The 23,405-nt window shown below is 39.8% G+C and carries 20 protein-coding genes and 2 pseudogenes; 13 read left to right on the forward strand and 9 right to left on the reverse strand.

All coding sequences use genetic code 11. The annotated features are described in order from the left end of the window. Positions 1–137: 137 nt before the first annotated feature. The 8 genes from AAHB12_RS01625 (at position 138) to AAHB12_RS01660 (ending at position 8,134) form a co-directional block, all read left to right on the forward strand. Positions 138–1,325 carry a GTP-binding protein gene (locus tag AAHB12_RS01625; protein ID WP_342044084.1) on the forward strand — a complete coding sequence of 396 codons (1,188 nt, stop codon included), beginning with the start codon at positions 138–140 and terminating at the stop codon, positions 1,323–1,325. A 276-nt stretch (positions 1,326–1,601) separates the two neighbouring features. Continuing rightward, entirely contained in the window at positions 1,602–1,751 is a 150-nt protein-coding gene (rpmG, locus tag AAHB12_RS01630; protein WP_342044085.1) for a 50S ribosomal protein L33, read from the forward strand. Positions 1,752–1,848: 97 nt separating this feature from the next. Further along, a complete protein-coding gene (nikA, locus tag AAHB12_RS01635; protein WP_342044086.1) occupies positions 1,849–3,390 on the forward strand; it encodes a nickel ABC transporter substrate-binding protein in 1,542 nt (513 codons plus the stop codon). Beyond that, on the forward strand, positions 3,387–4,328 hold the full coding sequence (nikB, locus tag AAHB12_RS01640; protein WP_342044087.1) for a nickel ABC transporter permease: 942 nt from the start codon (positions 3,387–3,389) through the stop codon (positions 4,326–4,328). The genes nikA and nikB overlap by 4 nt, the downstream gene beginning before the upstream one ends. Further along, positions 4,328–5,158 (forward strand): nickel transporter permease, encoded by an 831-nt coding sequence (gene nikC, locus AAHB12_RS01645; RefSeq protein WP_342044203.1) that lies wholly within the window; start codon positions 4,328–4,330, stop codon positions 5,156–5,158. Before nikB ends, nikC begins: the two co-directional genes overlap by 1 nt. After that, on the forward strand, positions 5,158–5,979 hold the full coding sequence (locus tag AAHB12_RS01650) for an ABC transporter ATP-binding protein (protein WP_342044088.1): 822 nt from the start codon (positions 5,158–5,160) through the stop codon (positions 5,977–5,979). Before nikC ends, AAHB12_RS01650 begins: the two co-directional genes overlap by 1 nt. Before the next feature lie 13 nt (positions 5,980–5,992). Then, entirely contained in the window at positions 5,993–6,781 is a 789-nt protein-coding gene (locus AAHB12_RS01655; protein WP_342044089.1) for a dipeptide/oligopeptide/nickel ABC transporter ATP-binding protein, read from the forward strand. A gap of 12 nt (positions 6,782–6,793) precedes the next feature. Next, positions 6,794–8,134 (forward strand): MATE family efflux transporter, encoded by a 1,341-nt coding sequence (locus AAHB12_RS01660; RefSeq protein ID WP_342044090.1) that lies wholly within the window; start codon positions 6,794–6,796, stop codon positions 8,132–8,134. A 217-nt stretch (positions 8,135–8,351) separates the two neighbouring features. Here AAHB12_RS01660 and AAHB12_RS01665 read toward each other — a convergent pair whose 3' ends face one another. The 3 genes from AAHB12_RS01665 to AAHB12_RS01675 all read right to left on the reverse strand — a co-directional run bounded on the left by AAHB12_RS01665 (position 8,352) and on the right by AAHB12_RS01675 (position 11,503). After that, the gene (locus AAHB12_RS01665; RefSeq protein WP_342044091.1) at positions 8,352–10,235 is read right to left on the reverse strand and encodes a vWA domain-containing protein; all 1,884 of its coding nucleotides are present in this window, start codon (positions 10,233–10,235) and stop codon (positions 8,352–8,354) included. Positions 10,236–10,237: 2 nt separating this feature from the next. Beyond that, a complete protein-coding gene (locus AAHB12_RS01670; RefSeq protein WP_129729737.1) occupies positions 10,238–11,131 on the reverse strand; it encodes an ATP-binding protein in 894 nt (297 codons plus the stop codon). A 249-nt stretch (positions 11,132–11,380) separates the two neighbouring features. After that, entirely contained in the window at positions 11,381–11,503 is a 123-nt protein-coding gene (locus AAHB12_RS01675; protein WP_281278907.1) for a hypothetical protein, read from the reverse strand. A gap of 203 nt (positions 11,504–11,706) precedes the next feature. Between AAHB12_RS01675 and AAHB12_RS01680 the strand changes: the two genes are divergently transcribed. Further along, a complete protein-coding gene (locus AAHB12_RS01680; RefSeq protein WP_129729735.1) occupies positions 11,707–11,973 on the forward strand; it encodes a hypothetical protein in 267 nt (88 codons plus the stop codon). 153 nt (positions 11,974–12,126) lie between these two features. Here AAHB12_RS01680 and AAHB12_RS01685 read toward each other — a convergent pair whose 3' ends face one another. The 4 genes and pseudogenes from AAHB12_RS01685 to AAHB12_RS01700 form a co-directional block, all read right to left on the reverse strand. After that, the gene (locus tag AAHB12_RS01685) at positions 12,127–13,317 is read right to left on the reverse strand and encodes a Ger(x)C family spore germination protein (RefSeq protein WP_129729733.1); all 1,191 of its coding nucleotides are present in this window, start codon (positions 13,315–13,317) and stop codon (positions 12,127–12,129) included. A gap of 1 nt (position 13,318) precedes the next feature. After that, positions 13,319–13,707: pseudogene (locus AAHB12_RS01690) on the reverse strand (GerAB/ArcD/ProY family transporter); the annotation flags it as partial. Between the two features lie 63 nt (positions 13,708–13,770). Beyond that, positions 13,771–15,345 carry a spore germination protein gene (locus AAHB12_RS01695; RefSeq protein ID WP_129729731.1) on the reverse strand — a complete coding sequence of 525 codons (1,575 nt, stop codon included), beginning with the start codon at positions 15,343–15,345 and terminating at the stop codon, positions 13,771–13,773. Between the two features lie 5 nt (positions 15,346–15,350). After that, positions 15,351–15,485, reverse strand: coding sequence for a hypothetical protein (locus AAHB12_RS01700; RefSeq protein ID WP_281278908.1), 135 nt, complete (start codon positions 15,483–15,485; stop codon positions 15,351–15,353). 192 nt (positions 15,486–15,677) lie between these two features. Here AAHB12_RS01700 and gudD point away from each other — a divergent pair. Next, positions 15,678–15,983: pseudogene (gudD, locus tag AAHB12_RS01705) on the forward strand (glucarate dehydratase); the annotation flags it as partial. Between the two features lie 141 nt (positions 15,984–16,124). Here gudD and AAHB12_RS01710 read toward each other — a convergent pair. Beyond that, the gene (locus AAHB12_RS01710; protein WP_342044092.1) at positions 16,125–18,218 is read right to left on the reverse strand and encodes an LTA synthase family protein; all 2,094 of its coding nucleotides are present in this window, start codon (positions 18,216–18,218) and stop codon (positions 16,125–16,127) included. A 198-nt stretch (positions 18,219–18,416) separates the two neighbouring features. Between AAHB12_RS01710 and AAHB12_RS01715 the strand changes: the two genes are divergently transcribed. Further along, positions 18,417–18,782, forward strand: a complete 366-nt coding sequence (locus AAHB12_RS01715; protein ID WP_342044093.1) for a hypothetical protein — start codon at positions 18,417–18,419, stop codon at positions 18,780–18,782. A 108-nt stretch (positions 18,783–18,890) separates the two neighbouring features. Here the strand turns inward: AAHB12_RS01715 and AAHB12_RS01720 are convergent, their stop codons facing one another. Next, complete coding sequence (locus tag AAHB12_RS01720) at positions 18,891–19,115, reverse strand: alpha/beta-type small acid-soluble spore protein (protein WP_342044094.1); 225 nt, start codon at positions 19,113–19,115, stop codon at positions 18,891–18,893. Between the two features lie 485 nt (positions 19,116–19,600). Here AAHB12_RS01720 and AAHB12_RS01725 point away from each other — a divergent pair, with 485 nt between their 5' ends. Beyond that, positions 19,601–21,052, forward strand: a complete 1,452-nt coding sequence (locus tag AAHB12_RS01725; protein WP_129729725.1) for a PTS mannitol transporter subunit IICB — start codon at positions 19,601–19,603, stop codon at positions 21,050–21,052. A 236-nt stretch (positions 21,053–21,288) separates the two neighbouring features. Then, on the forward strand, positions 21,289–23,403 hold the full coding sequence (locus AAHB12_RS01730; RefSeq protein ID WP_129729723.1) for a BglG family transcription antiterminator: 2,115 nt from the start codon (positions 21,289–21,291) through the stop codon (positions 23,401–23,403). Positions 23,404–23,405 lie beyond the last annotated feature (2 nt).

Raw genomic sequence — 23,405 nt, forward strand, 5'->3', positions numbered from 1 at the left:
TCTGCTCGGTCTAACGACTATATACGTTACTGAAGGTTGTATCTATTGGATGATTAGGAGGAGACATGAAAGAGTTGGAGCAGTACGATACATAAATCGTAATAATAACTGTTATTACTTAGATAGGAGAGGTTTTTATGAAAAAGAAGATTCCCGTTACGGTTTTAAGTGGTTATTTAGGTTCAGGAAAAACAACTTTATTAAACCATATTTTAAAAAATCGTGAAGATAAAAGAGTAGCTGTTATCGTAAATGATATGAGTGAAATTAATATAGATGCTTCACTAGTCAAACAAGGAGGATTTTCTCGTACAGAAGAAAAACTGGTTGAGATGCAGAATGGATGTATTTGCTGCACATTAAGGGAAGATTTAATTATTGAGGTAGAGAAGCTAGTGAAATCCGGCGACATTGATTATATTGTGATTGAGTCAACAGGAATTAGTGAGCCTGTCCCTGTTGCACAAACATTTACATATGTAGATGAGAATCTTGGGATTGATTTATCAAAGATGTGTACACTTGATACGATGGTAACAGTTGTTGATGCTAATCGTTTCTGGAATGATTTTTCTTCAGGAGACAGCTTACTTGACCGGAAACAAACCGATGATGAAAATGATACAAGGGAAGTTGTCGACCTTTTAATTGATCAGATTGAATTTGCGAATGTTATTTTACTTAACAAAATTGATTTGATTGAAAGAGAGGATGTATTAGAGTTAAAAGCAGTACTGCAAAAATTGAATCCGGATGCACACGTTATTGAGACAAATCATGCTCATGTGTCGTTGGACAAAGTAATAGATACAAGGTTATTTGATTTTGAGAAGGCTAGTGAGAGCGCTGGCTGGATGAAAGAATTAAACGAAGAACACACACCCGAAACAGAGGAATATGGCATTACCTCTTTTGTGTATCGAAGAAGACGCCCGTTTCATCCTGAGCGTTTTATGAAGTGGTTAGAGGACTGGCCTATAGATGTAGTTCGAGCTAAGGGATTCTTTTGGCTGGCATCTCGTAACGATATGACAGGTTTACTTTCACAAGCAGGTACATCAATTATGATTCAAGGTGCCGGTGAATGGATTGCTGCCTATCCCGAGCAGGAGATACAGCGAATATTACAAGAAGAACCTGGACTATTGCAAAAATGGGATAGTGTATACGGGGATAGAATGACAGAGGTTGTTATGATTGGGATTGATATCGATAGAGCGGAAATTGAGGAATCATTAGACAAATGCTTGTTAACAGATCAAGAGATGATAGAGGATTGGTCTACATTTCGAGATCCGCTTCCGCCATTTACGGTAATGGAGTAGGTTATTTGATTATAAAATAAAACCTCATGTATTGACTTTTTTATAGAGCTCCTGCATTATTGGTTTTAAATAAGAATAATTACGGTTTATATTGATCTTCTATGTATAAAGGGTTAACGAATTATAAACTAAAAAATTTTTAGGAATTTTATACTCATCAAATCGTAATTATTTTGATTTGAGTGAAGTAGATCATGATACATTCATAGGATTTATTTATAAAAGCATGTCTTACAGTTGTAAAATTATACTAAATGTTATTAGGAGGAATTTCAGATGCGTGTAAACATTACACTAGCATGTACAGAATGTGGAGATCGTAATTATATTACAACAAAAAATAAGCGGAATAACCCTGAACGAATTGAACTGAAGAAATACTGTCCAAGACTAAAAAGGATGACGTTACACCGGGAAACAAAGTAACTAACATAACGATGTTGCTGGAAGCTTTATTATAGAAAAATTAGAGGATTATCTTGCGTTGTAAATCGTAATGATTTCAATTTTAGGGGGTTAGGATATGTTGATAAAAAAAATAAGTATGCATGTAGCAGCTTATATTCTAGTTTTAATCTTATCAGCATGCTCAGTTTCGACAGAGTCAAAGAGTAAAAGTGAAGAGAAGGGTAAAAAGAAGGAACTAACCTTTCTGTCTAATTTTCCAAGTGAGACCTTAGATCCGCACTTAAACTATACACCGGTTAGAGCCGGTATAGCAGAAACTCTTGTTAAGATTAATGAGAACTCAGAACTTGAACCGTGGCTTGCAAAGGAATGGAAAAGTGATGATAGCGGACAAACATGGACGTTTACAATTAGAGAGAATATCACCTTTCAAAATGGCAGTAAGGTTGATGCAGAAGCTGTAAAGAGGTCTTTGGAGCGGAACATCGAAGTGAGTGAAGCAATGAAAAATGCTTTAAAAATTAAAACGATGTCAGCTGATGGGCAGGTTTTAACAATCACAACCGAACAGCCTTTACCACAATTTCCATCTGAGCTTGTTCATCCGAACACAGCCATTATTGATGTAAGTGAAGCAAATGTAGAACAAAAACCGATTGGAACAGGTCCATTTCAAGTTGCTTCATTTGAAGCGAACAGTAAGTTGGAACTAGAACGATATGAGGGCTATTGGGACGGGAAAGCCAAGCTTGAACGTGCAACATTTACATTTAACGAAGATGCCAATGCCCGTACAGCAGCATTGCAATCTGGAGATGCAGATATTGTGTATCGTCCAGCTATTGAAAGCATTGAAGGTCTAAAAAGCGATACATCCATCGTAACTGACGTAGTTCCAAGCTTACGAACGCATCTATTGATGTACAATACTGGAAAAGAAGCTTTAAAGGATCTAAATGTGAGAAAAGCGTTTGATGCCCTTATCGATCGTAAAGCAGTGGCAGAGAGCATTATGGCAGGGCAAGCGACAGTTGCGGACGGTCCATTCTTACCGGATTTTCCTTTTGCTCCTTCTTATGAGAAAAAAATATTTAGCTTAGATACTGCTAGAAAATACTTGGAAGCAGCAGGATACAAAATGAAAGACGGAAAGGCGATGAAGGATGGAAAGCCTCTTTCATTTAAATTATTAACGTATTCTTATCGTCCTGAACTTCCATTAATGGCTCAGCTTCTGCAATCTAATGCAAAAGAGCTTGGTATTGCCATTGAAATTCAGCAAGTAGAAAACATTGATGAGTATTTGGCCCAAAATCAGGATTGGGATTTAGCTACATACAGCTTGATTACCGCCCCAAGAGGAGATGCGAGTTATTTCCTCAACTCTGCATATATGCCAGGCGGTGCAATCAATCCAGGACAAATTAGACATGAGAAACTAATTGGTCTGATAGATGAGTTAAATCACACAGTGGAGGAAGAAAAGCGGAATGGATTAGCAAAGGAGGCCATTACTATTATTGATCAGGAAGCACTTCATTCGTTTATTGTTCATCCTAACAATTTTGTCGCATATAAGGACTATGTGAAGGGCTGGAAAACAAGTAAAAGCGAGTACTATATTTTGACGAAAGATTTAGATGTGAAGACAACATGAAACAAATAGGAAAACGAATGCTGGAACTCGTCTTGTTTTTATTGTTGCTTTCTTTTATTAGCTTTGTATTTATGAAAGCAGCTCCAGGTGATCCTGTTCGATATATATTAAATATTGATGATGTGGCTATATCCGATGAACAGATAGAAGAGCTGAGAGATGAATTAGGATTTAATAAACCGATATACATTCAGTATTGGAATTGGTTAATACGCTTCTTCCAGTTTGATTTAGGATATTCGTATATGACCAGTCAGCCTGTTTTAGATGAACTGGCAGAAAAATTCCCTGCTACGCTTACGCTCAGCATTACGTCACTTATAGTAATGACGCTGATTGCGGTTCCTATTGGGACACTTGCTGCCTTATCCAAAAACAAATGGATTGACCACGTAAGCAGAGTAATTGCCTTAATTGGCGCTTCAGTTCCTAGCTTTTGGCTAGGATTGCTTTTTATTCAGTTTTTCTCGGTAAGACTGGGATGGTTACCATCAATGGGGAAAGGGACATTTCTTCATTTGATTTTGCCGTCTCTTACATTAGGTCTTGCATTATCTGCGGTGTACATTAGACTGTTACGGTCCAGCTTATTGGAAACCTTAGGACAAGATTTTATCCGTTCGGCAAAAGCCCGAGGGCTGAGTGGAAAAAGGATTTTTTTCTTTCATGCACTCCGCCACAGTCTGATGCCTGTTATTACGATCTTTGGTGTCAGCTTAGGAAGCTTACTAGGCGGGACAGTCATTATTGAAGTGTTGTTCGCTTATCCAGGTGTTGGGAAATTGGTAGTAGAGGCAATTGTCCGAAGAGATTATCCGATTATACAAGGTTACATTCTTTTTATGGGTCTCTTTATTGTCATAATAAACCTATTAGTCGATCTTTCGTATCGGTTTTTAAATCCGGAGATTCGACTGAAGGAGGTGGAGCGTCGATGATACGAAAAAGTGTGTTTACATCCTGTTCAGCCTTATATGTTACTAGTTTTGTGATGTTCGTTTTTATTTTTTTATTAGCCGCGCCTTTTATTGCTCCCCATGATCCGGTATACGTCAACATGGAGGAACGATTGAGGGGAATCAGTGCAGAGCATGTATTAGGGACCGATCATTTAGGAAGAGATGTGTTTTCACGTATTCTAGCAGGTTCTCAAATGACTGTTGGAATAAGTGTTCTTGTTTTAGCGATCTCATTATGCATTGGTGTACCAATCGGCCTTCTTGCTGGTTATCTTGGAGGAAAAATAGATCGATTTTTTATGAGAATGGTAGATGCTTTTATGGCCTTCCCTGATTATATTGTCGCTATTATATTAAGCGGCTTGTTAGGACCAGGAATGTTCAATCTTGTGTTTGCTATCGTTATGGTCAAATGGGTTGGTTATGCGAGATTGGCAAGAAGCATTGTATTGTCAGAGAAGCAAAGAGACTATATTACAATGGCCAAAATTAATGGACTGAGTTCTATTGGAGTTTTACGTAAACATATGATTCCTCATGTAGTAGGAAATGTGATGGTGCTGGCTACATTAGATGTTGGAAAGGTCATTTTGATGATTGCTTCTCTTTCTTATATTGGATTAGGAGCTCAACCTCCTGCTCCGGAGTGGGGTGCTATGTTAAATGAAGGCAAAGCATTTTTTTATCATGCACCTCATTTAATGGTGATACCGGGATTAGCGATTATGATTGTTGTGCTTATGTCTAATTTATTAGGAGATTTCTTAAGAGACCGCTTTGATGTGAAAAATCAAAAAGGAGAAATATAATGGCCATCTTAACAATTAAGGAGCTTACAATTCAACATCAGGACAATACGATTGTAAATAATGTTAGTCTTACGATCCATGAAGGAGAATGGTTGGCGTTAGTAGGAGAGAGCGGAAGTGGAAAAAGTGTGACAGCTTCTGCTATTGGAGGTCTTTTGCCAGCTGGATTGGAGGTTCGATTGGGAAGCATCCTTCTGCAAAACTTAGATGTATCCATGCTGACCGAAAAGGAACTGCAAAACATTCGTGGCAAAGATATTTCTTATATCTTTCAGGATTACCAGGGAGCTTTTACACCTTTTATAACGATCGGGAAACAGTTTGATGAGATGCTGAAAACACATACGAGTATGTCTAGAAAAGAGAGAAAAGAATATTCCTTGCTTTCTCTTAAAAATGTGCAGCTTCCGGAAGAGAGAGTCTACAAAAGCTATCCTTTCCAATTAAGCGGCGGGCAGCTGCAAAGAGCCGCTATTGCAATGGCGATGATTTTAAAGCCAAAGTTATTAATTGCGGATGAACCGACTACTGCTCTTGACGGCATGACAGCGATGAGCGTATTGGAGCTGATTGCTGATTTAAAAGAGCAAACAAACTGTGCCGTGTTATTCATTACACATGATTTGCGGCACGTCCGTAAATACTCGGATACAATGGCGATTATGCTGCGAGGTGAGATTGTAGAGGCTGGAGAGAAGGGTGCTATTTTTGAGAAGCCTCAGCATCCATACACGAAACAATTATTTACAGCGATTCCTCCTTTAAGGGAGACACCATCACGCCTGTTAACGATAGCTGAAAAAGAAGCAGTACTCATATAAAAAGGGAGAGGATATGTTGAGGACAGCAGGGCAGAAAGTTTTAAGAGCCGGCCGCATTACGAAACAATATTCATGCGGGCATAAAGCTGTGGATCAAGTATCGTTAGAGATTCACAAAGGAGAATGTTTAGGCCTAGTAGGAGAAAGCGGAAGCGGAAAGAGCACGTTAGCCAGATGCTTATTAATGCTGGAAAAAGTAGATCAAGGAGAAGTTTGGCTGAATGAGAAACCGTTACATGAGTTAAGCAAAGAGAATATGCGGAGTGTTAGAAGAGAGCTTCAGGCTGTTTTTCAAAATCCTGCGGCTTCCTTAAATCCTAAATTAAAAATTATCGATTCTTTAATGGAGCCGTTAGATGTTCAAAAGGGTATACAGCCTTCCTTTTTAAAAGGTTTTCGCGATGATCGAAAGAAAGCTGGGGAATATTTGCTTGATATGGTGGATATCCCGTCAAAGTATCTATATTCCTATCCCCATGAGCTGAGCGGGGGGCAGAAGCAGCGAGTGAGTATTGCTCGAGCTATTAGCATAGAGCCTTCTTTAATCATTCTAGATGAGCCGACAGCCAGTCTAGATGTGTCGATACAAGCTAAAATTTTAAATCTATTGAAGGATTTGCAAGAAGAACTACAGCTTTCCTATTTGTTTATTTCCCATGATCTTGCAGCTGTTAATTTTATGAGCCAACGTATTATGTTGATGCAGCAAGGCCGTATTGTAGATACATGCCAGAAACAAGAGCTATTTTCGGAGAGCAGACATCCCTATACAAAAGAATTGCTTCAAGTTTTCGAAGCATAAGGAGGAAGTGCGGTGAATCATCGATCTTATCTAGCCTTAGCTATTCCTCTTACGATTTCGACCATAACAACGCCTCTATTAGGTGTTGTAGATATGGCTGTAGTAGGGCAGCTGCCAGATCCAGCTTATATCGGCGGTGTAGCTGTCGGTACTATTATCTTTAATACGATGTATTGGTTATTCGGCTTTTTGCGGGTAAGTACATCTGGGTTTGCTGCCCAAGCACAAGGAGCTAATGATGAGAGACAACAAGTGCTTGCGCTCATCAGGCCCTTGTTTATTGCTTTTGTTGTAGGAGCCAGTTTTCTCTTTTTACAGTGGCCAATCCAGTATCTGGCCTTCGTTTTTATTAATCCTGCTGCTGATGTTTATAAGTTTGCATCTGACTATTTTTCCATTAGGATATGGGGAGCGCCATTTGCTTTAATGAATTATGTTATTATCGGTTGGTTAGTGGGGCGATCTCGTATAAAGATATCATTGTCTCTTCAGGTGCTTATGAATTTGATTAATATCCTATTGGCGATTATGTTTGTCAAATGGTTTTCTTGGGATGTATCTGGAGTTGCCGCAGCTACACTCATTGCTGAAATAACAGCATTTATTCTGAGTCTTTGCATCATTATCAAAATGCTATCACCATCATTTAACTTTCTGGCAATAAAAGAAATCTTGGATCCAAAACCTTTTAAAAAAATGATGGCTATGAATCGGGATTTAATGATCAGAACCTTCTGTTTACTAGCTGTTTTTAATGTATTCACAGCGAAGGGAGCTTCGTTTGGAACAGAGGTATTGGCAGCCAATGCCGTTCTAATTCAAGTTCATTATATGATGGCATATGCATTTGACGGCTTTGCGAATGCTTCGAGTATTTATGTGGGAAAAGCAGTAGGTTCCCATGATCAGGGTTTGTACAAGCGGACATTATCATTATCCTGTCAGTGGGCGCTTTTTTCTTCACTGTTCATTACTGGGGTGTATTACGTGTGTAAGAGTTATATTATTCCGTTATTTACGCAAATACCGAGCGTCATTGAGTTAGCTAGTACATATGAACGATGGATTATGTTGTATCCTCTATCAGCAGCTCTTGGTCTCATTCTTTACGGTGTATTTACTGGAGCAACCGAAGCGAAACCAATTAGAAATTCAATGGTTTATGCGTTAATCCTTTTTCTAGTCATTTTATATGTATGTGTTCCTGTACTGCAAAACCATGGATTATGGCTGGCCTTTATTTTATTTAGCTTAGGTCGTTCCGTTTTTTTAGCTCTTTATATCCCTAAGTTAAGCCGTAAGCTCTTTTCTGTAAAAGAAGCTTGTTATGAGCATAGCAGCAGAAGTATTTAGATATAAGGATATATAATAAAAATAAAAACCCTTTACAAATACAGTGGATTTTGAAATATAATATGGATAAAAAATTGTAAATCTTATAGAGAGTGGTTCAGGTGTGAAAACAAAACCAAAAAGCTATCCACTAAATTAAAAAGATTTGTTAAACAAGAAAAGCGGTGCCCCATAAGCAAGTGTAACTAGCTTATGGGGCACCCTCATTTTTTACACTTTAAGAAATAATTTTAAGAAGCAGCTTTTTAAGAAGCGGCTTGATTTTTAAACGTAAATCCTCTGCATGGTTAGCTACTAGGAAGTGATGGTTGTATATATTTTTCATTAATTGATAGGTTTCTTCCTTTGCTTCGCCTTCTTCAATAAAAATACCGATTACCTCAAGCCCATGCTTGCGTGCAAGCTTTACTGCTTCATGTGTATCTAAAATCCCGTCTTGGTGATAGTCTAAAGCAGATGGTTCCCCGTCTGTAAATACGAGCAAGAATTTATGTTTTTCCGGACGTTTTGCCAATGCTTCAGATATGATGCGGATAATATAGCCGTCACGATTATCCTCTTCTTCGCGCAGTTGCATAATTTCTGGACCGCTGCTTGGAGAGGTAGAGTTTTTATATGCTATCACTTCATGGATGACATTTGGCTTGTATTCGGCTTTTGCACTAGAAGCATCCTCCCAAAAGCCACTAATCGCATGCGGAACCTTTAATGATTTTAATGCCTCATGAAATAAGACGACGCTTTTTTTCGTTTCCTCCATTTTGTTGTACATCGAGCCGGAGCAATCGACTAAGAGATGAAAGACAACATCAAGTTCCTTCGATTCGTTCCCTTTTTTATAAAACATACGAGGTTGTTTTTCCGTATAGATCCGGTGGAACTTTTTATGGAGACGGCCATAGTATTTCTCCGAATGGGCATTTGTTTTATTTTCAATCGTTTTTTCGATGGTTTTCTTTAGTTCCTTTACATCTTTGTTAATTAGTGACTTTATGGTCTGATAGGCAGCCTTTTCATCGATCGTCGGCTTGCGGGAACCTTTTATAGTATGAACCGCACCAATATTATATTTGCCGTATGCATTTTCACCGCTGCCAGATGCATGAGAGGAACGGGCATCTTTTGCATCTGCTGGATTAAAGTTAGCTTGGCTGCTTTTCTTTGAGCCGCCCTGCACGGAAGCAAGTGCCTGATCTGCATCCTCAGACTCCCGCGCAGCGTTACCCATCAGATTTGTTTTTGTTCCGCTTTCTAGCTCGAAGCGTAAAAAGTTTTCATTGTCATTGTTTTTATTTTCCCGATGCCAGGTAGAGAAGGTTTCGTCCATTTTATCTTTCTTCTCATCATCGTCTAGCAGCTGTGTGTCGTCATTGGCTAATTCATGCGCACAGGCATCTTTTTCAATTTTCTCGGCTTTATCGCCAATAGGAGCAAGACCGAAGTAATTGTTAACCATGTTGCTCGGTAACGCTTCTTCAAGACGGTAACGAATTTTCTCAACCGTGTACATCGTATCCTCTGTATTACGCGCGTGAAACGCCTCATATAGAAGGGATTCAATGCTAGTGAGATAGTCATTTCCAAAGCTTTCGTACTTATCGCTCGTCAGCGTAAGGTAGCAAAGGGAAAACAGCATGTCCGCTTGAAAATCACGGATGCGGTTCATTTCATATTGCGCTGTGAAGTAGCTTCTGTACGTATTTCTGCGCCATGCGAAAATTGGTTTTGTGCCGGGACGAAGTGTTTTAATTTTTTCCTCGACCCGCAAATCCTCAAGCAGTACAAATAATTGTGTTAAAAAGTGTTTATGCGGCGAAGAGAGCAGCTCCTTCGCATACTCACGAATTAGCTTCATATCGGAATGGTGCCGATAGCCGAGAGCTTTTAAATATACTTCGCTTTTTAAACCGAGAATTTTGTCTTCTTGGCTGCGGTCATCCCAAAAACGACTGATGGTCACCTTGCCCTCTTGTTCGTCATAATATGTTTGATAATCGTACTCTAATTGGGCTTTTGGATCCTTGAGAAGCGCGCACATTAAATTTTCCATTTGTAAAAAGAGGGAAGCATCAACTTTTCGTTCATTAAAGACCTGTCTCATAATTATCCCTCAAGAAAATAGCTTTCAGCGAGTTCCCGTACCGTTATTTGTTCTGTTTCATCGCTGAGCTTCGCGATAATGCTTCGTTCAATCGCGCGCAGCACCGGAATATATAAGCTTAAGTCACACGCATCAATAATGCCGCGGATGCTTGCCGCTTCTTCACTTACCCGTCCATCACGAGCCAACGGAACAAGATCATTTGAAAACTGTGCAAATTTCTCAGCGATGGATTCATTTTTTAATTTTGATTCAGATAGAAGGAGCTCTTTTAATGTAGAGCCTTGGATATAAGGAACCTCAATGATGACGAAACGGTTTTTTAAAGCTTCATTTAGCTCACTTGTTCCAACGTAGCCTTCATTAATTGCGGCAATTACGCGGAAATCATCATCACCGTATACGACCTCCTGCGTAAATGGATTTGTAATCATTTTCCGGTAATCGAGTGCACCGTGCAGCAGTGGTAATGTCTCCGGCTTCGCCATATTAATTTCGTCAATATAGAGGAAGTGCCCGCCCTTCATGGCCTTCATCAGCGGACCGTCTACGAATGCAACCTCTGAGGCCCCATTGTGAGCCTGCAGCGTATTGTAGCCAAGAATTCCTTCTACATCTAAATCAATGGAGCAGTTAATGCTGTGCATTGGCTTTTGAAACAAGTAAGAGAGTGTTTCCGCAAGAACCGTTTTTCCGCTTCCTGTTGGTCCTTTTAAAAGAACATTTTTGCCTAGCAGGAGCGCAGTAAGCGCATCTTCTAAAATGCTCATATCCTGTGCCTTGTACAGCTTTTTCCCGATAAGAAACGCATCGCTTCCGGCACTGTTTCTATTATTTTCATGCAGCTGTTGCAATTGGTTTTTTAACTGTTCATTTATTGAAAAATGTTGAAACATTGGGATGACCACCATTCTGTTATTGTTTATAAAAATATCTGTTATACCTATTATATGATACCTTCTTTAGCTATGATTCGCAAAGGAAAGAGCAGTAAAAAAAAGCAGGAAAACGAACCAGTTTTAGGTGGTGATGGATGCTACTTTTGGTCTATATATTTTGGAATACAAAAGCCTCGTTGAGGAAAGATGGGTATTTCTCACATGCAAAAGGCCCTCCATAAACGAAGGCTCTTATAGTTGTTTGGATTAATAGAACCACCAAGGGCGGTAAACAACAGGGCTATAAAACCAAGGACGTGGTCCCCACCAAATGCGAGAATCTTCCAGTGGGATTTGCGGGAATTGCTGCATATCAACGCTTTGATACATAGTGTCATCTCTTTCCTTTGCTTATGTGCAATAGTGTATACAGGAGTGGAACGTAGAGAGTATACCCGCCACGGAGAAAAGAGTTGTTCTGTCTGATTGAAAAATATTTTTGTCGAAGAGGAGATAACGGCCTATTCCAATTGAATTTGTCCTGTATAAGGTGATAGTGACAGGAATTTATCTAAGATAAGGGAGGAAGCATTATGGAACGTATTCGTCCGTTTGGAGGATTTGGAGGATTTGGAGGATTTCATCGTCCATTCTTTGGAGGATTTCATCGCCCATTTTTTGGATTCGGTCGTCCATTTTTTGGTCGTCCATTTTTCGGCCGTCCGTTTTTTCCAGGGTTTTTAGGTGGGTTAGCATTGGGAGCGCTGCTTACGCCAGGTTACGGATATGGTTATCCGTATCCATATCCGTATTGTCCGTATCCATATCCGTATTGTCCGTATCCATATCCATACTACTAAGCCATGATTCATTTGATGTAAGAGCAAAAAACTATTAACAGCATCTGTTGGCACTGAAGAAGTCCATCCGAAGCGGGAAAGAAGCTAATCATCTACTATATAGGTGGCTAGCTTCTTTTTAATTTCTATATATTAATGAAAAATCTTATAGCTTCACTCCCCATAATCGGTGATCGTTAATTTCACACTATATTTGATTGGAACCTTACTAAACCTCTTATCCCAATCTTTTTTGATCTTTTCCCACACTCTAGGATGTTCAATTCTTAATTGATTTCCGAAACCGGCAACATCTGTACGGTACTCGACTTGTATTTTTTTTAATGCCTGTTTCACCAAACGGCTTACTTCTTTTTCAAAAATTGTTTCTTTCATCTTTAGAGATTTATTTTCAGAAGAGGTTCCTGAAGTGGCCCAGTTTTCAGATAGGCGGCCTTCTGCTTCAATTTTTACATCAAAAGAAATGTTGTTTTTCGCAACATGGGGTGTAATTTTGCTTTTCATTGACTTTATTTCATAAACGATAGGTTGTCCTGTCTTGTTATCAAAGCTTTTCACTACACCGCCTTTTCCTGTTCCTGTTAGCCATGTTAATCCCTCTACCTCCATTTCATTCAAAAAACCCCGCAGCTTTTTTGTCTTACCTTCAATTACGGCAGCTCCCGCAAATTTTTCCTCTTCATTTGCTGAAATCACATTTTGCAGGAGAAAGCTAGTTCCAGCTTTCATCTTGCCCACTAATTTAGCAAGTGGCATAGGTGGTAAAATTCTTGCTGTCTTAGGTCGATTATTTACAATTTCAAGCAAACGGAATGCGGGAATTTCTCCTATTTCTTTTGATTTCAACGTCTCACTGGCTCGACCTTTGCTAATGAGCACGAGACAACTAAGTCTAATTTCATTGTCGCGGAGATATTGATCCAATAATTGATCTAAGCTATATGTGCGTGCAAGATCCGCACTGATCACAATCACTTTTAAATGTGGACTGAACGTAGGTCGATTTGTTCTCAATGAAAGTTCACGAGTCATTTGATGGATAGAATCCCCGGTTTCAGAAATGTTGATATAAGATTTAGATTGGGAATCTCCCTCCTTATTTTTCATACCTGTTGATTGGGGGTTGGCAAATTGATAGGTCAATGTGAGAAGATTCTTTTTGGTATATCCTCCTCCTTGCTTTCTTAACCTTTTCTCAAGCGCTGACTCTTTCCCCTTATCCATTGCTATACCTGTGGTTAAACCACGATCTACAATTTCTTTACTGCTCCAGCATCCTGTAAGGGATAGAAGTAAAAGAATTGAAAAGGGAAGCAAGAGGCAACTCATATTATTAAGCTTCATGATTTCCCCCCTTCAATTTTGCAATAATGAGAAACAGAGGCGGCAGTAAACCATGCATAAATGGATGTATATTTTTTTGAAGACCTGAGACAATCCTAAAGAAGCAGCATAGTGGCTAATGTTAAAGCTAGTAAATATCTGCATAATCCATATTACGAGCAGCAAAGACTCAAAACGTTCAAATATCAAACCGGGCATTTCAAAGCTGTGCATGAGATCAATCGTTGGCCATGTTCTTGTTACTACCCCATCAACGGATAACGTTCCGATGACCATTACTATGGTAATTACATAAAAGATGAGAGGGATGAGAGTCTCAACTAGAACAACTTTTCCTGCTTTTTTTGGCTGTTTCATAAATAAGAGCAGGAGCAGCATGATTTCAACGCCTAAAGTCGTAATACGGTCACTCGTACTGAGCATTATCTTTGACCTGCTTTCTTTCGTTGTAATCTATCCTTTGCGCGTAGGGTCTTTCGTATGCATATTGGGTGGGCGACGTTTCATCATCATGAGCGGCAAGCGAACCATAAAGTCTTTCCATTCCCTTAACCGATACGGAATAGCAGGGCTTGTATAAGGTACACCAAAACTTTTCAGCTTCACTAAATGGCTATAAAGAAAAAGAAAAAACAGGATAATCCCATACAAACCGAATATGGCAGCGCAAAACATAGCTGTAAAGCGAAGGATACGTAATGCAATCCCTCCGGTATACTGAGGAATCGCAAAGGAAGAAATCGCGGTTACTGCCACCACGATGACCATAACTGGACTGACAATCCCCGCTTCTACGGCAGCTTGTCCAATAATTAATCCGCCAACAATCCCCATTGTGGGACCAATCGGCTTAGGCAGGCGCAGCCCGGCTTCCCGTAAAATCTCGATGGCTATTTCCATAATCAATGCCTCTATAAAAGCAGGGAATGGAACACCTTCACGTGATCCTATGATGGAAATGACCAGTTTAGTTGGAATCAATCCTGGATGAAACGAGCTAAAGGCAATATAGAGAGAAGGTGTGAAAAGAGATATGAAGGCTGCTGCATAACGCAATAGACGGATGAGAGAAGCGGGCAGCCAACGTTCGTAGTAGTCCTCTGGCGATTGCAACAGCATATTAAATGTAACGGGAACGATTAAAGCAAAGGGTGTTCCGTCCAACAAAATCGCTACTCGTCCTTCCATCAATGCACCGATGACGCGATCAGGGCGCTCGGTATTTTGTACTTGCGGAAAAGGACTTAGATAATTATCCTCAATGAGTTGTTCTACATATCCTGATTCAGGGACATTATCAACATCGATTCTCCGAATTCTCTTCTTTACTTCTTCCACTAATTCCGGGTCCGCGATATCCTTGATATAGGCGATTGCCAACTCCTTTTTTGCACGTTTTCCTACTAGGAATTTTATAATGGATAGGCTCTCATTTTTCCCGTGTTGTCGCAAAAGAGCAGTATTATCGTTTAATGCTTCCGTGAACCCTATACGTGGACCTCTGACTAAAGCTTCTGATACGGGTTCCTCAAGGGTTCTTGTTTTTCCTTTCGCTGTACCGAGAATTAAGACATCTGGTGATCCAGCAATTAAAAGGGCTGTCGAACCCGTTAATACTTCTGACAACAAATCTTTTATGTTATGTACTTCCTTTATCTGACTAATAGAAAGAATGTGATGCTTAATAAACTCTTTTAAAACAGTGCCTTTCATAATGGCCTGTTCCTGTTTATATTCTTCGGAAAGTTCCAGCATGAGCGACTTCATAATATGTGTGTCAATGAGATCTTTATCTGCCAGCCCTTCAACAAATACGATTGCTGCTCGAGTAGACGTATATCCGATGTTGAACTCTCGAAAGTAGACATCTGAATTAAGAGCGATTTCCTGCTTTATCAGTTCTAAATCTGAGATGAAAGCACCCGTAAAAGGGGTTGCTGAATTTTGAGGAAGGATAGCTTCTTGCTTAGTATCACTTTCAATAGGATGTTTTTGCATCTGTTTGGCTTTTGATTTCCACCATTTCATTTTCATCACTCTTCCTCTGCTGCATGGACCCAATTAAAAAACTTTGAGATAACATACGGAACGAAAAATACGATAAAAGCTTGCGTACAAACTTTCCAGTCTGGAAGATAGGAAACAATCATGTTCCACATTTTTATCACCTTACAAATGCCCCTATCAGGAGCAAATTCCACGGAATATTTTAACCATAGCCTATTTGATAGTATTTCATTACGGATTTCTTTATATGCATACACCTGGCTTTAGCTACGTTTGTCACACTGTATACATAAAATTGTCCTGTTTGGCATTTTTAAAAAAGTTTCTGAATATTTCCATTTTATATTGACTGATTAGTAGGGAAATGTCTCGGTGTACCAGTGGCTGCCTTACTTGGTGAAGGGCAGCAGCGCGATAAGGTAGAGATGTTGGGCTATTTATTTTATGTAGGTGACCGCAATAAGACGGATCTTCCATATTTGAGTGCGCATGATGCCGAAGATGATTAGATGCGCTTACGCCATGAAGAGGCGTTAACTCCAGAGGCAGTTGTCCGGCTTGCGGAAGCAGCATATAAGCGTTATGGATTTAATAATTTTAAATTAAAGGGCGGCGTACTGCGCGGCGAGGAGGAAATCGAAGCAGTTACGCCTCTGTCTTCGCCTGGGGAGCAGGGCTCGTCAGGCGGCGAGTTTTCTTTAATACATCATCCACCAAATGACTTGCCCGGATATCGCTTCATAAGACGAGAAGCGATATCCGGGCAGGGCTCGCCAATCGACGAGTTTTCCTGAGGAAAATCAACTATTGGAATTTTCTCCAGGAAACAGGACAGGTCTGGAGTATTGCTCTCCAATGAGTAAGTCGTACTGAAGCAAGCGGTATTCGTCTAATAGTTTTTGGTCATCCTTTGTAAGGGTTGTAATGATTCCATTTTCAGGATTTACTTTTAGTTCACGGATGATGCCATGATATCGTTCGTAAAGCGACATGAGAAATTGATAATAAGGCGGCAGCGGCTCCTGTAAAATCTGGAATAGGATGGGACCGAAGTAAATTGGGCTCGTTGTTCCTAGATTTACAGGGGGAATCGGAAAGTTCGCTGTAATAAAAAAGGGAGTTTCGTGCATTCTCCGGCTTTCTTCGCTTGTGCCCCCGGTTTTTATAAACCCTGAATTGTATATTGCGTTATTATTTTCTCCGAATGTCGGAAGGTGGTCTCCCCAGAAGACAACGATAGTCGGCTCATCCAAAGTGTCGAGCTGCTCCATGAGATATTGAAATGCTTCGTTTGATTGACGAACCCCCTCTGTATAGGTTTCCAGTACTTGATTGCTTTTTTCATCCAATCCCTCTACATTAATTTCGGTTGTTTTAAATCTTCCTGGTAGATAGGGGAAATGGTTTTGCATCGTTACGGTATGGATAAACACAGGGTTAGTGTGACTTTTTAGCATATCAATTAACTCTTTTGATACAGACATATTACTAACATGCTCTGCAGCCATTTCCTTGTGCTTCATTTCTTTCATAGAAGTAAAGGACTGAAATCCAAGCTTTGGATAAACAACGTCTCTTTTGAAAAAATACTTTTCAAAAGAGTGAAAAGCGACAGCGTCATATCCTCTCTGTCGTAAGATACTCGCAATGTTGGGAACACTCTTTTTTTTATCGAATACTTGCATATAGGGAACACTGCCCTGCTCTAAGAAGCTTAGTGAAAACCCGGTTAATGCTTCGAATTCCACATTTGCTGTTCCTCCTCCAAACATAGGAGACAGTGTATATCCAGAGGGATTTTGCTGCATTACTTCCCGAATATAGGGAATAGGGTCTTTTTCAAATTGTACATTTGGCAGACGGGTTGGATCCCAAAAGGCTTCATTCATCAGATAAATAATATTTGGTTTTACTGCAGCTGCTGTCTCGGTTAAAACAGTTTGTTCCTGTAGGTCATGTGCTACAGCTTGAGCGACCTGCAGCACATTCTCCTTTGAATAGTCCTTTGGTTTTTCAAAAATGTTTTGGTTTATGCTTAAAACAAACCCTAGTACTGCCCCGTTCAAGTCATAGTTTAGGACAGGATCCCATTTAATTAACTCAATCTTTGTTACCTTGAAAATAGCGGACATAATGGAGCTTTCATAATTAGCATAAGACCAGATGATAAACCCAGAAGTGCCTGCAACAAGGATGCGGTGAAGCCAATGCGGTTTATATTTAGGAAGCTTTGTTTTCAAAATCACGAGAGTTACCAAACCAAGAACAAGCGCGACAAGAGATAGAATCGACACTTTCTGTATAATCATCGGAATGAGATCTCTTACTTGCTTAAGCTGTCCAAAATCAGTTGGGTATAATGGCTGCCCCAGTATTTTTAGCTTGAGGTAATTGGTAAGTGCTAGAAGACAAAGTCCAGCCATAGCTACAATGGCTCCAAGATAATAGCTTCCAAACAAGGCAAAAATAAATAACATAATGCTTGTAATCAAGATGGCTGTCATCATGACGTGATTTGGATATTGTTTCATCCATAACAAGGCTTTATGAGCATCCATTGTGTTCTGAACCATAAAAAATAAGATAGAGACAGCCAGGGAGACAAGGATGAGCAGCATATAAACAGAAAGGCTTACCGTCCAGTCCTTCGTCGTGCGCCGTACTTGAATCAGCATAATGATTGTTGTACAAATAAAATAGATAAGCGCAGTTAAAGTAACTGTATTAATCAGATATGCACGAGGAAATGAGTGAATGAGTACAAGCATCTGTTCGATCGAATAAGATGCTTGAAGAAATTTATACATATTAACTAAGAGGAAGGCTAGCAGAAGGCTTCCAATGAAGGTGATGATGTAAATTTTATAGGTCTTGTTTACTAAAGATTTCATCATGCAAGCTCCTAACTCATTGAAATATAGTTACAGTATAGGAGTGTTCCTATTATGTAAATTATTCCAAATAAGAAAGCGGTTTAAACCAGCTATCAGACTCAATTTAATTTTCTAACTTTCTGCATAAGAAGAACTGTTTTGCAAGAGGGTATCCCCATGATATGATTTGTGTATTATAGTAGAACAGGATTACATGATATGAATGCTAGAAATATAAAAGAACAGAAAGTACAGGGTAAAAAGAAAACATCTACAGCGCCCGCAAGCAAGGGAACCGAAAGGAAGAAGTCTAGAAAAAGAAAGCCTTCCGTTCCAAAAAAGCAGACCCTTAGACAGCGAGCAGCAAAACCTGGACCGTTACGGAGCACGCTCCTGTTATCGGGGGGTGTACTGATTGTTTGTTTATATGCTTGGTTCATAGAGGCAGATATAGCAAGTGTATTCAGCAACATTCAAGGAATCGTCATTGTTTTTTTCGGGTTTATTGGTTTTCATTTTCTTTTGATCTATATTGGATATCTGCTAGGGAAGAGATCAACACGCCGCAAAAAAACGAAAAAGTAGATTGGTTGCATAAGATTTCATAAGTAAGAGCTTGGCTCTAGGAAGGAACAAGTTAGCCAAGCTCGCACGTATTAACGCAGTAATAATACAAAACTGCAAACGCTCATTTTAGTGAAGACGGCTTCCTCCTGCAAGTTGCTGCTGTGCTATCATAACAAGGCGTTTTGTAATCTCGCCTCCAACAGAACCGTTCGCGCGGGATGTTGTCTCTGGGCCAAGCTGGATGCCAAATTCTCGTGCGATTTCTAGCTTCATTTGATCAATGGAAGATTGAGCTGCTGCAAAGAGCAGTTCGTTGGAGCTGTTTCCGGAAACAGTTGTATGTCGTTGCATGGTGTATCACCTCCTTAAATGAGTCTTGCATATAGAATGTGCTAAACTTAAATATATTATTACTTTCTTTTATTTTCTTTTTTTCAGATTGAAAGCGTCTGAAGGATCAGGATTGTATACATAAAGAGAGGCTGCAATAAGATAGAGAAAAAGCTAACCAAAAGATAGATGGTTAGCTTTTTACGCTTTAAGAAAGTATAACTTTTCGGGGCGATGTCTAGCTCCCAAGGCCCAAAATGACAGACTCCGGCCCACCCCTACGCGCTGCCATAAAAGGCGGACCTTGTCCACTTTTCTTATTATGGATAAGATGTGTACAAATTGAGAAACTCTTTAAAAGACATCCTATTTTTTCTAAATTTAAACTTGACAACAATGCAAATGTCAAAATGCAATTTTGTATAAATTGATAATATATCTGAAATCGCTCTATTATAAGGATATAAGGAAGATAAAAACAAGCATGGAAGGGAGCGTCATCAAAAATGAGCCAAGCAGCTAAAGAAAAGACTGATGCTAGAGTAAAGATACAACGATTTGGCAGCTATCTAAGCGGTATGGTTATGCCTAATATTGGTGCATTTATTGCATGGGGACTTATTACAGCGTTATTTATTCCAACAGGCTGGTTACCGAATGAAAGCTTTGCTAAATTAGTGAGCCCAATGATTACGTACCTTCTTCCGCTTTTGATCGGTTTTACAGGCGGTAGAATGGTTCATGATTTACGAGGCGGCGTAGTCGGTGCGACTGCGACAATGGGGGTCATTGTCGGCTCCGATATTCCAATGTTTTTAGGTGCTATGATTGTCGGACCGCTTGGAGGATATTTAATTAAGAAATTTGACCAAGCGATTCAAGGAAAAGTGAAATCTGGCTTTGAAATGCTAGTCAACAACTTCTCTGCAGGTATTATCGGCGGACTGTTAACATTACTTGCGTATAAAGGAATTGGCCCAGTTGTTTTAGGGTTAAGCAAGGCTTTAGCAGCAGGAGTTAAAGCCATTGTTGCGGCAGGATTATTACCGCTTGCCAATATTTTTATCGAACCGGCAAAGATTTTATTCTTAAACAACGCAATTAACCACGGTATTTTAAGTCCATTAGGAATTGAGCAAGCAGCAAATACAGGAAAGTCAATCTTATTCCTATTAGAATCGAACCCTGGTCCAGGACTTGGTATTTTATTAGCGTACTGGTTGTTTGGTAAAGGTGCAGCAAAGCAATCCGCACCGGGTGCAGTTATTATTCATTTCTTAGGCGGAATTCATGAAATTTACTTCCCGTACGTTTTAATGAAGCCAGTCTTAATTTTAGCGGCAATTGCCGGCGGTGTGAGCGGCGTATTCACATTCAATATTTTACACGCAGGCCTAGTGGCGGCGCCATCACCAGGAAGTATTATTGCTTTGATGGCTATGACGCCAAGAGGCGGATATTTCGCAGTGTTAGCTGGGGTTATCGTAGCTGCGGCTGTATCTTTTGCGGTTGCTTCTATTATTTTAAAGGCAAGCAAAGCAAAAGAAGATGATGAGAATTTAACTGCTGCAGCAGAAAAAATGCAGGAAATGAAAGGAAAACGCAGTACTGCAGCTGCAGCATTAGTGGAGGAAACAGCAGCGGCTCCTGCAGCTTTTGGCACAGTAAATAAAATTGTGTTTGCTTGTGATGCAGGTATGGGTTCCAGTGCGATGGGTGCATCGATTTTGAGAAACAAAGTAAAAAAGGCAGATCTTGATGTAACGGTTATTAATACGGCTATTAATAATCTTCCGGAAGATGCAGACCTTGTGATTACGCATAAGGATTTAACAGATCGTGCAAAAGCAAAGCTTCCAAACGCACAGCATGTTTCTGTAGAAAACTTCCTGAACAGCCCAAGATATGATGAAATCGTAGGCAGTTTGCAGGAGAAGCTTGTAGGAAGTGCAAAATAAGCGGATTTTAGGAAAGGACCCGGTGTGATTGCATCGGGTCCTTTTCTAGGTTGAAAAGTTGTGTTTGTACATCCGTTTTAAAATAATGGCAACAATGCTTGTGACGAAATTGAATTTTGTCCTTGTTGTTTCTAGATTGTTCACACTTTATCATAAGAATATAGGTATACAAATTCAAAATTGTCAGCAACCTAATGAGGGGATTTGATAGGAAATCTTTATACGGAGTGGATCCAATGTATATTTCCGCACGGGAGAGACAAATTCTTGAAATCTTATTATCCACTAAGGACGAGTTAACAGTAAAAGATCTTGCAGATGAAATTCATGTGAGTGTAAGAACTGTTCACCGGGACTTGAAAAACGTGGAGGATATTTTAGCGGAATATGATTTGACATTGTTAAAAAAATCAGGTGTAGGCATTCAAGTTGCAGGAAGTGAACAGAAGGTCAATGAATTACAGTTTTTTCTGTTTGGTCTTTCGCATACGGAATATACACCAGAGGAACGTCAAACTATCCTATTATGTACGCTATTAGAAGCAAAAGAACCGGTCAAGCTGGCGAGCTTGGCAAATGATTTAAATGTAACGGTGGCTACGGTAAGTAATGATCTAAATAAAGTAGAGGAATACTTACAGAAGTTTGCGCTCTCTCTTCTTAGAAAAAGAAGCTACGGCGTAGAAATTCAAGGCTCTGAAGGTGCGAAGAGAAGAGCGATGACCAATATGATCTCCGAGCATTTGAATGAATCGGAATTTCTCTCGATTGTGAGGGAAAATATCCAGCGGAAGTCAACGCAGCAAATTGATTCGATTTCTGAACGATTATTAGGTCTCGTGGAAAAAAAGAAGCTGCTTATTGTCGAGAAGGCAATTGAAGAAGCGAATGAGGATTTAGCCTATTCAATGGCTGATAGCGCATATATTGGCTTAGTTGTGCATCTCGCCTTAGCGATGGAGCGTATTCTCCAGGGAGAAAACATTGCGATAGACCCGTCATATTTAGATGAATTGCGAGCTGAGCCGGAATATGAAGTTGCTGAAAAAATCATCCGACAATTAGAGAAGGCCTTTCAGGTCGAGATTCCTGTTGCCGAAATCGGTTATATTACGATGCACTTACGAGGTGCTAAGCTACGTCATGATAAAGAGTATTTAATAGAAGATTCGAGTCTTCAGACGGCGATTCATGCAAAGCTCCTCATCCAATATGTGAGTGATCAATTAGATCAGGACTTAACAAATAATGGCTCTTTACTCCAAGGGCTGGTTGTCCATTTAAAGCCTGCCCTCTATCGCATTAAGCATAATATGGGCATTAGTAATCCATTGCTCCATAAGGTGAAGGGGGATTACCCAGAGCTATTCGCTATTGTGAAACATGCTATGAGGAAGACCTTTCATGAGCTTATAGTACCGGATGAAGAAATCGCCTATGTTGTCATGCATTTTGGGTCTGTCTTATTAGGAAATGTTAGAAACAGTGATATCAAAGCATTGGTCATTTGCTCTAGTGGCATTGGTACATCTAAGATGCTCGCCACAAAGCTGCGGCAGGCATTTCCTGAGTTGCAACAGGTGCGGAACATTTCTTTGTTTGAATTGCCGCAAATGGATATTAATGAGTATCCCCTGATTATTTCAACGATACCGCTGCCAGATTTTTATGGAGAGTATATTATAGTCAGTCCGATTTTAACAAAAGATGAAATTGAGAAAATTAAGCCTTATATTACAAAGCATACTCAACAGAAGCCTTCCATGAAAGCAGCGAAAAGCGCTTTTTCCAATGAGAAGAACCGGCAGCAAGTGCTTGGGGGGATGCACAGCATCCGCGACTACGCTGTTATTATTACAACGCTGTTGGATGGATTCTTCTTGAAGGAAGTACAGCCTCCGTATGCAATGGCGGATATCCTGAGGCAAGCATGTACAGACCTATATGAAAACCAAGTGATTACAGATGTAACAGAGGTTGTTCAAGCATTGCTTGAGAGGGAAGCTATAGGCGGGCTCGGTATTCCGAATACATCGTTGGCGCTATTTCATGCACGTTCTTCCTATGTGCAGCTCCCTTCTTTTACGATCTACAGCTTAGCTGAGCCAATAGAAGTAAGAGCGATGGATAACTCGCTTATCGAAACAGAGCATGTTCTTATTTTATTATCTCCTGAGCAGGCTTCGGACAAGATGTTAGAAGCGCTCAGCTATATTAGTTCTTTGTTGATTGAAAGCGATGAGAGTATTGTTGTGTTTCAGTCGCGGAATGAAGAGTGGATTGCGGAATATCTTACTGTCAAATTTGATAACTACTTTGAAGAAAAAATAAAAGAAATAAGGAGTGTATAACT

The sequence above is a fragment of the Bacillus sp. OTU530 genome (assembly GCF_038440375.1).

Bases quoted from the DNA above. Each gene is read 5' to 3' on its own strand.
- AAHB12_RS01625 (WP_342044084.1), top strand. From the start codon at position 138: ATGAAAAAGAAGATTCCCGTTACGGTTTTAAGTGGTTATTTAGGTTCA.
- rpmG (WP_342044085.1), top strand. From the start codon at position 1,602: ATGCGTGTAAACATTACACTAGCATGTACAGAATGTGGAGATCGTAAT.
- nikA (WP_342044086.1), top strand. From the start codon at position 1,849: ATGTTGATAAAAAAAATAAGTATGCATGTAGCAGCTTATATTCTAGTT.
- nikB (WP_342044087.1), top strand. From the start codon at position 3,387: ATGAAACAAATAGGAAAACGAATGCTGGAACTCGTCTTGTTTTTATTG.
- AAHB12_RS01650 (WP_342044088.1), top strand. From the start codon at position 5,158: ATGGCCATCTTAACAATTAAGGAGCTTACAATTCAACATCAGGACAAT.
- AAHB12_RS01655 (WP_342044089.1), top strand. From the start codon at position 5,993: ATGTTGAGGACAGCAGGGCAGAAAGTTTTAAGAGCCGGCCGCATTACG.
- AAHB12_RS01665 (WP_342044091.1), bottom strand. From the start codon at position 10,235: ATGAGACAGGTCTTTAATGAACGAAAAGTTGATGCTTCCCTCTTTTTA.
- AAHB12_RS01670 (WP_129729737.1), bottom strand. From the start codon at position 11,131: ATGTTTCAACATTTTTCAATAAATGAACAGTTAAAAAACCAATTGCAA.
- AAHB12_RS01675 (WP_281278907.1), bottom strand. From the start codon at position 11,503: ATGTATCAAAGCGTTGATATGCAGCAATTCCCGCAAATCCCACTGGAA.
- AAHB12_RS01680 (WP_129729735.1), top strand. From the start codon at position 11,707: ATGGAACGTATTCGTCCGTTTGGAGGATTTGGAGGATTTGGAGGATTT.
- AAHB12_RS01685 (WP_129729733.1), bottom strand. From the start codon at position 13,317: ATGAAGCTTAATAATATGAGTTGCCTCTTGCTTCCCTTTTCAATTCTT.
- AAHB12_RS01695 (WP_129729731.1), bottom strand. From the start codon at position 15,345: ATGAAATGGTGGAAATCAAAAGCCAAACAGATGCAAAAACATCCTATT.
- AAHB12_RS01710 (WP_342044092.1), bottom strand. From the start codon at position 18,218: ATGATGAAATCTTTAGTAAACAAGACCTATAAAATTTACATCATCACC.
- AAHB12_RS01715 (WP_342044093.1), top strand. From the start codon at position 18,417: ATGAATGCTAGAAATATAAAAGAACAGAAAGTACAGGGTAAAAAGAAA.
- AAHB12_RS01720 (WP_342044094.1), bottom strand. From the start codon at position 19,115: ATGCAACGACATACAACTGTTTCCGGAAACAGCTCCAACGAACTGCTC.
- AAHB12_RS01725 (WP_129729725.1), top strand. From the start codon at position 19,601: ATGAGCCAAGCAGCTAAAGAAAAGACTGATGCTAGAGTAAAGATACAA.
- AAHB12_RS01730 (WP_129729723.1), top strand. From the start codon at position 21,289: ATGTATATTTCCGCACGGGAGAGACAAATTCTTGAAATCTTATTATCC.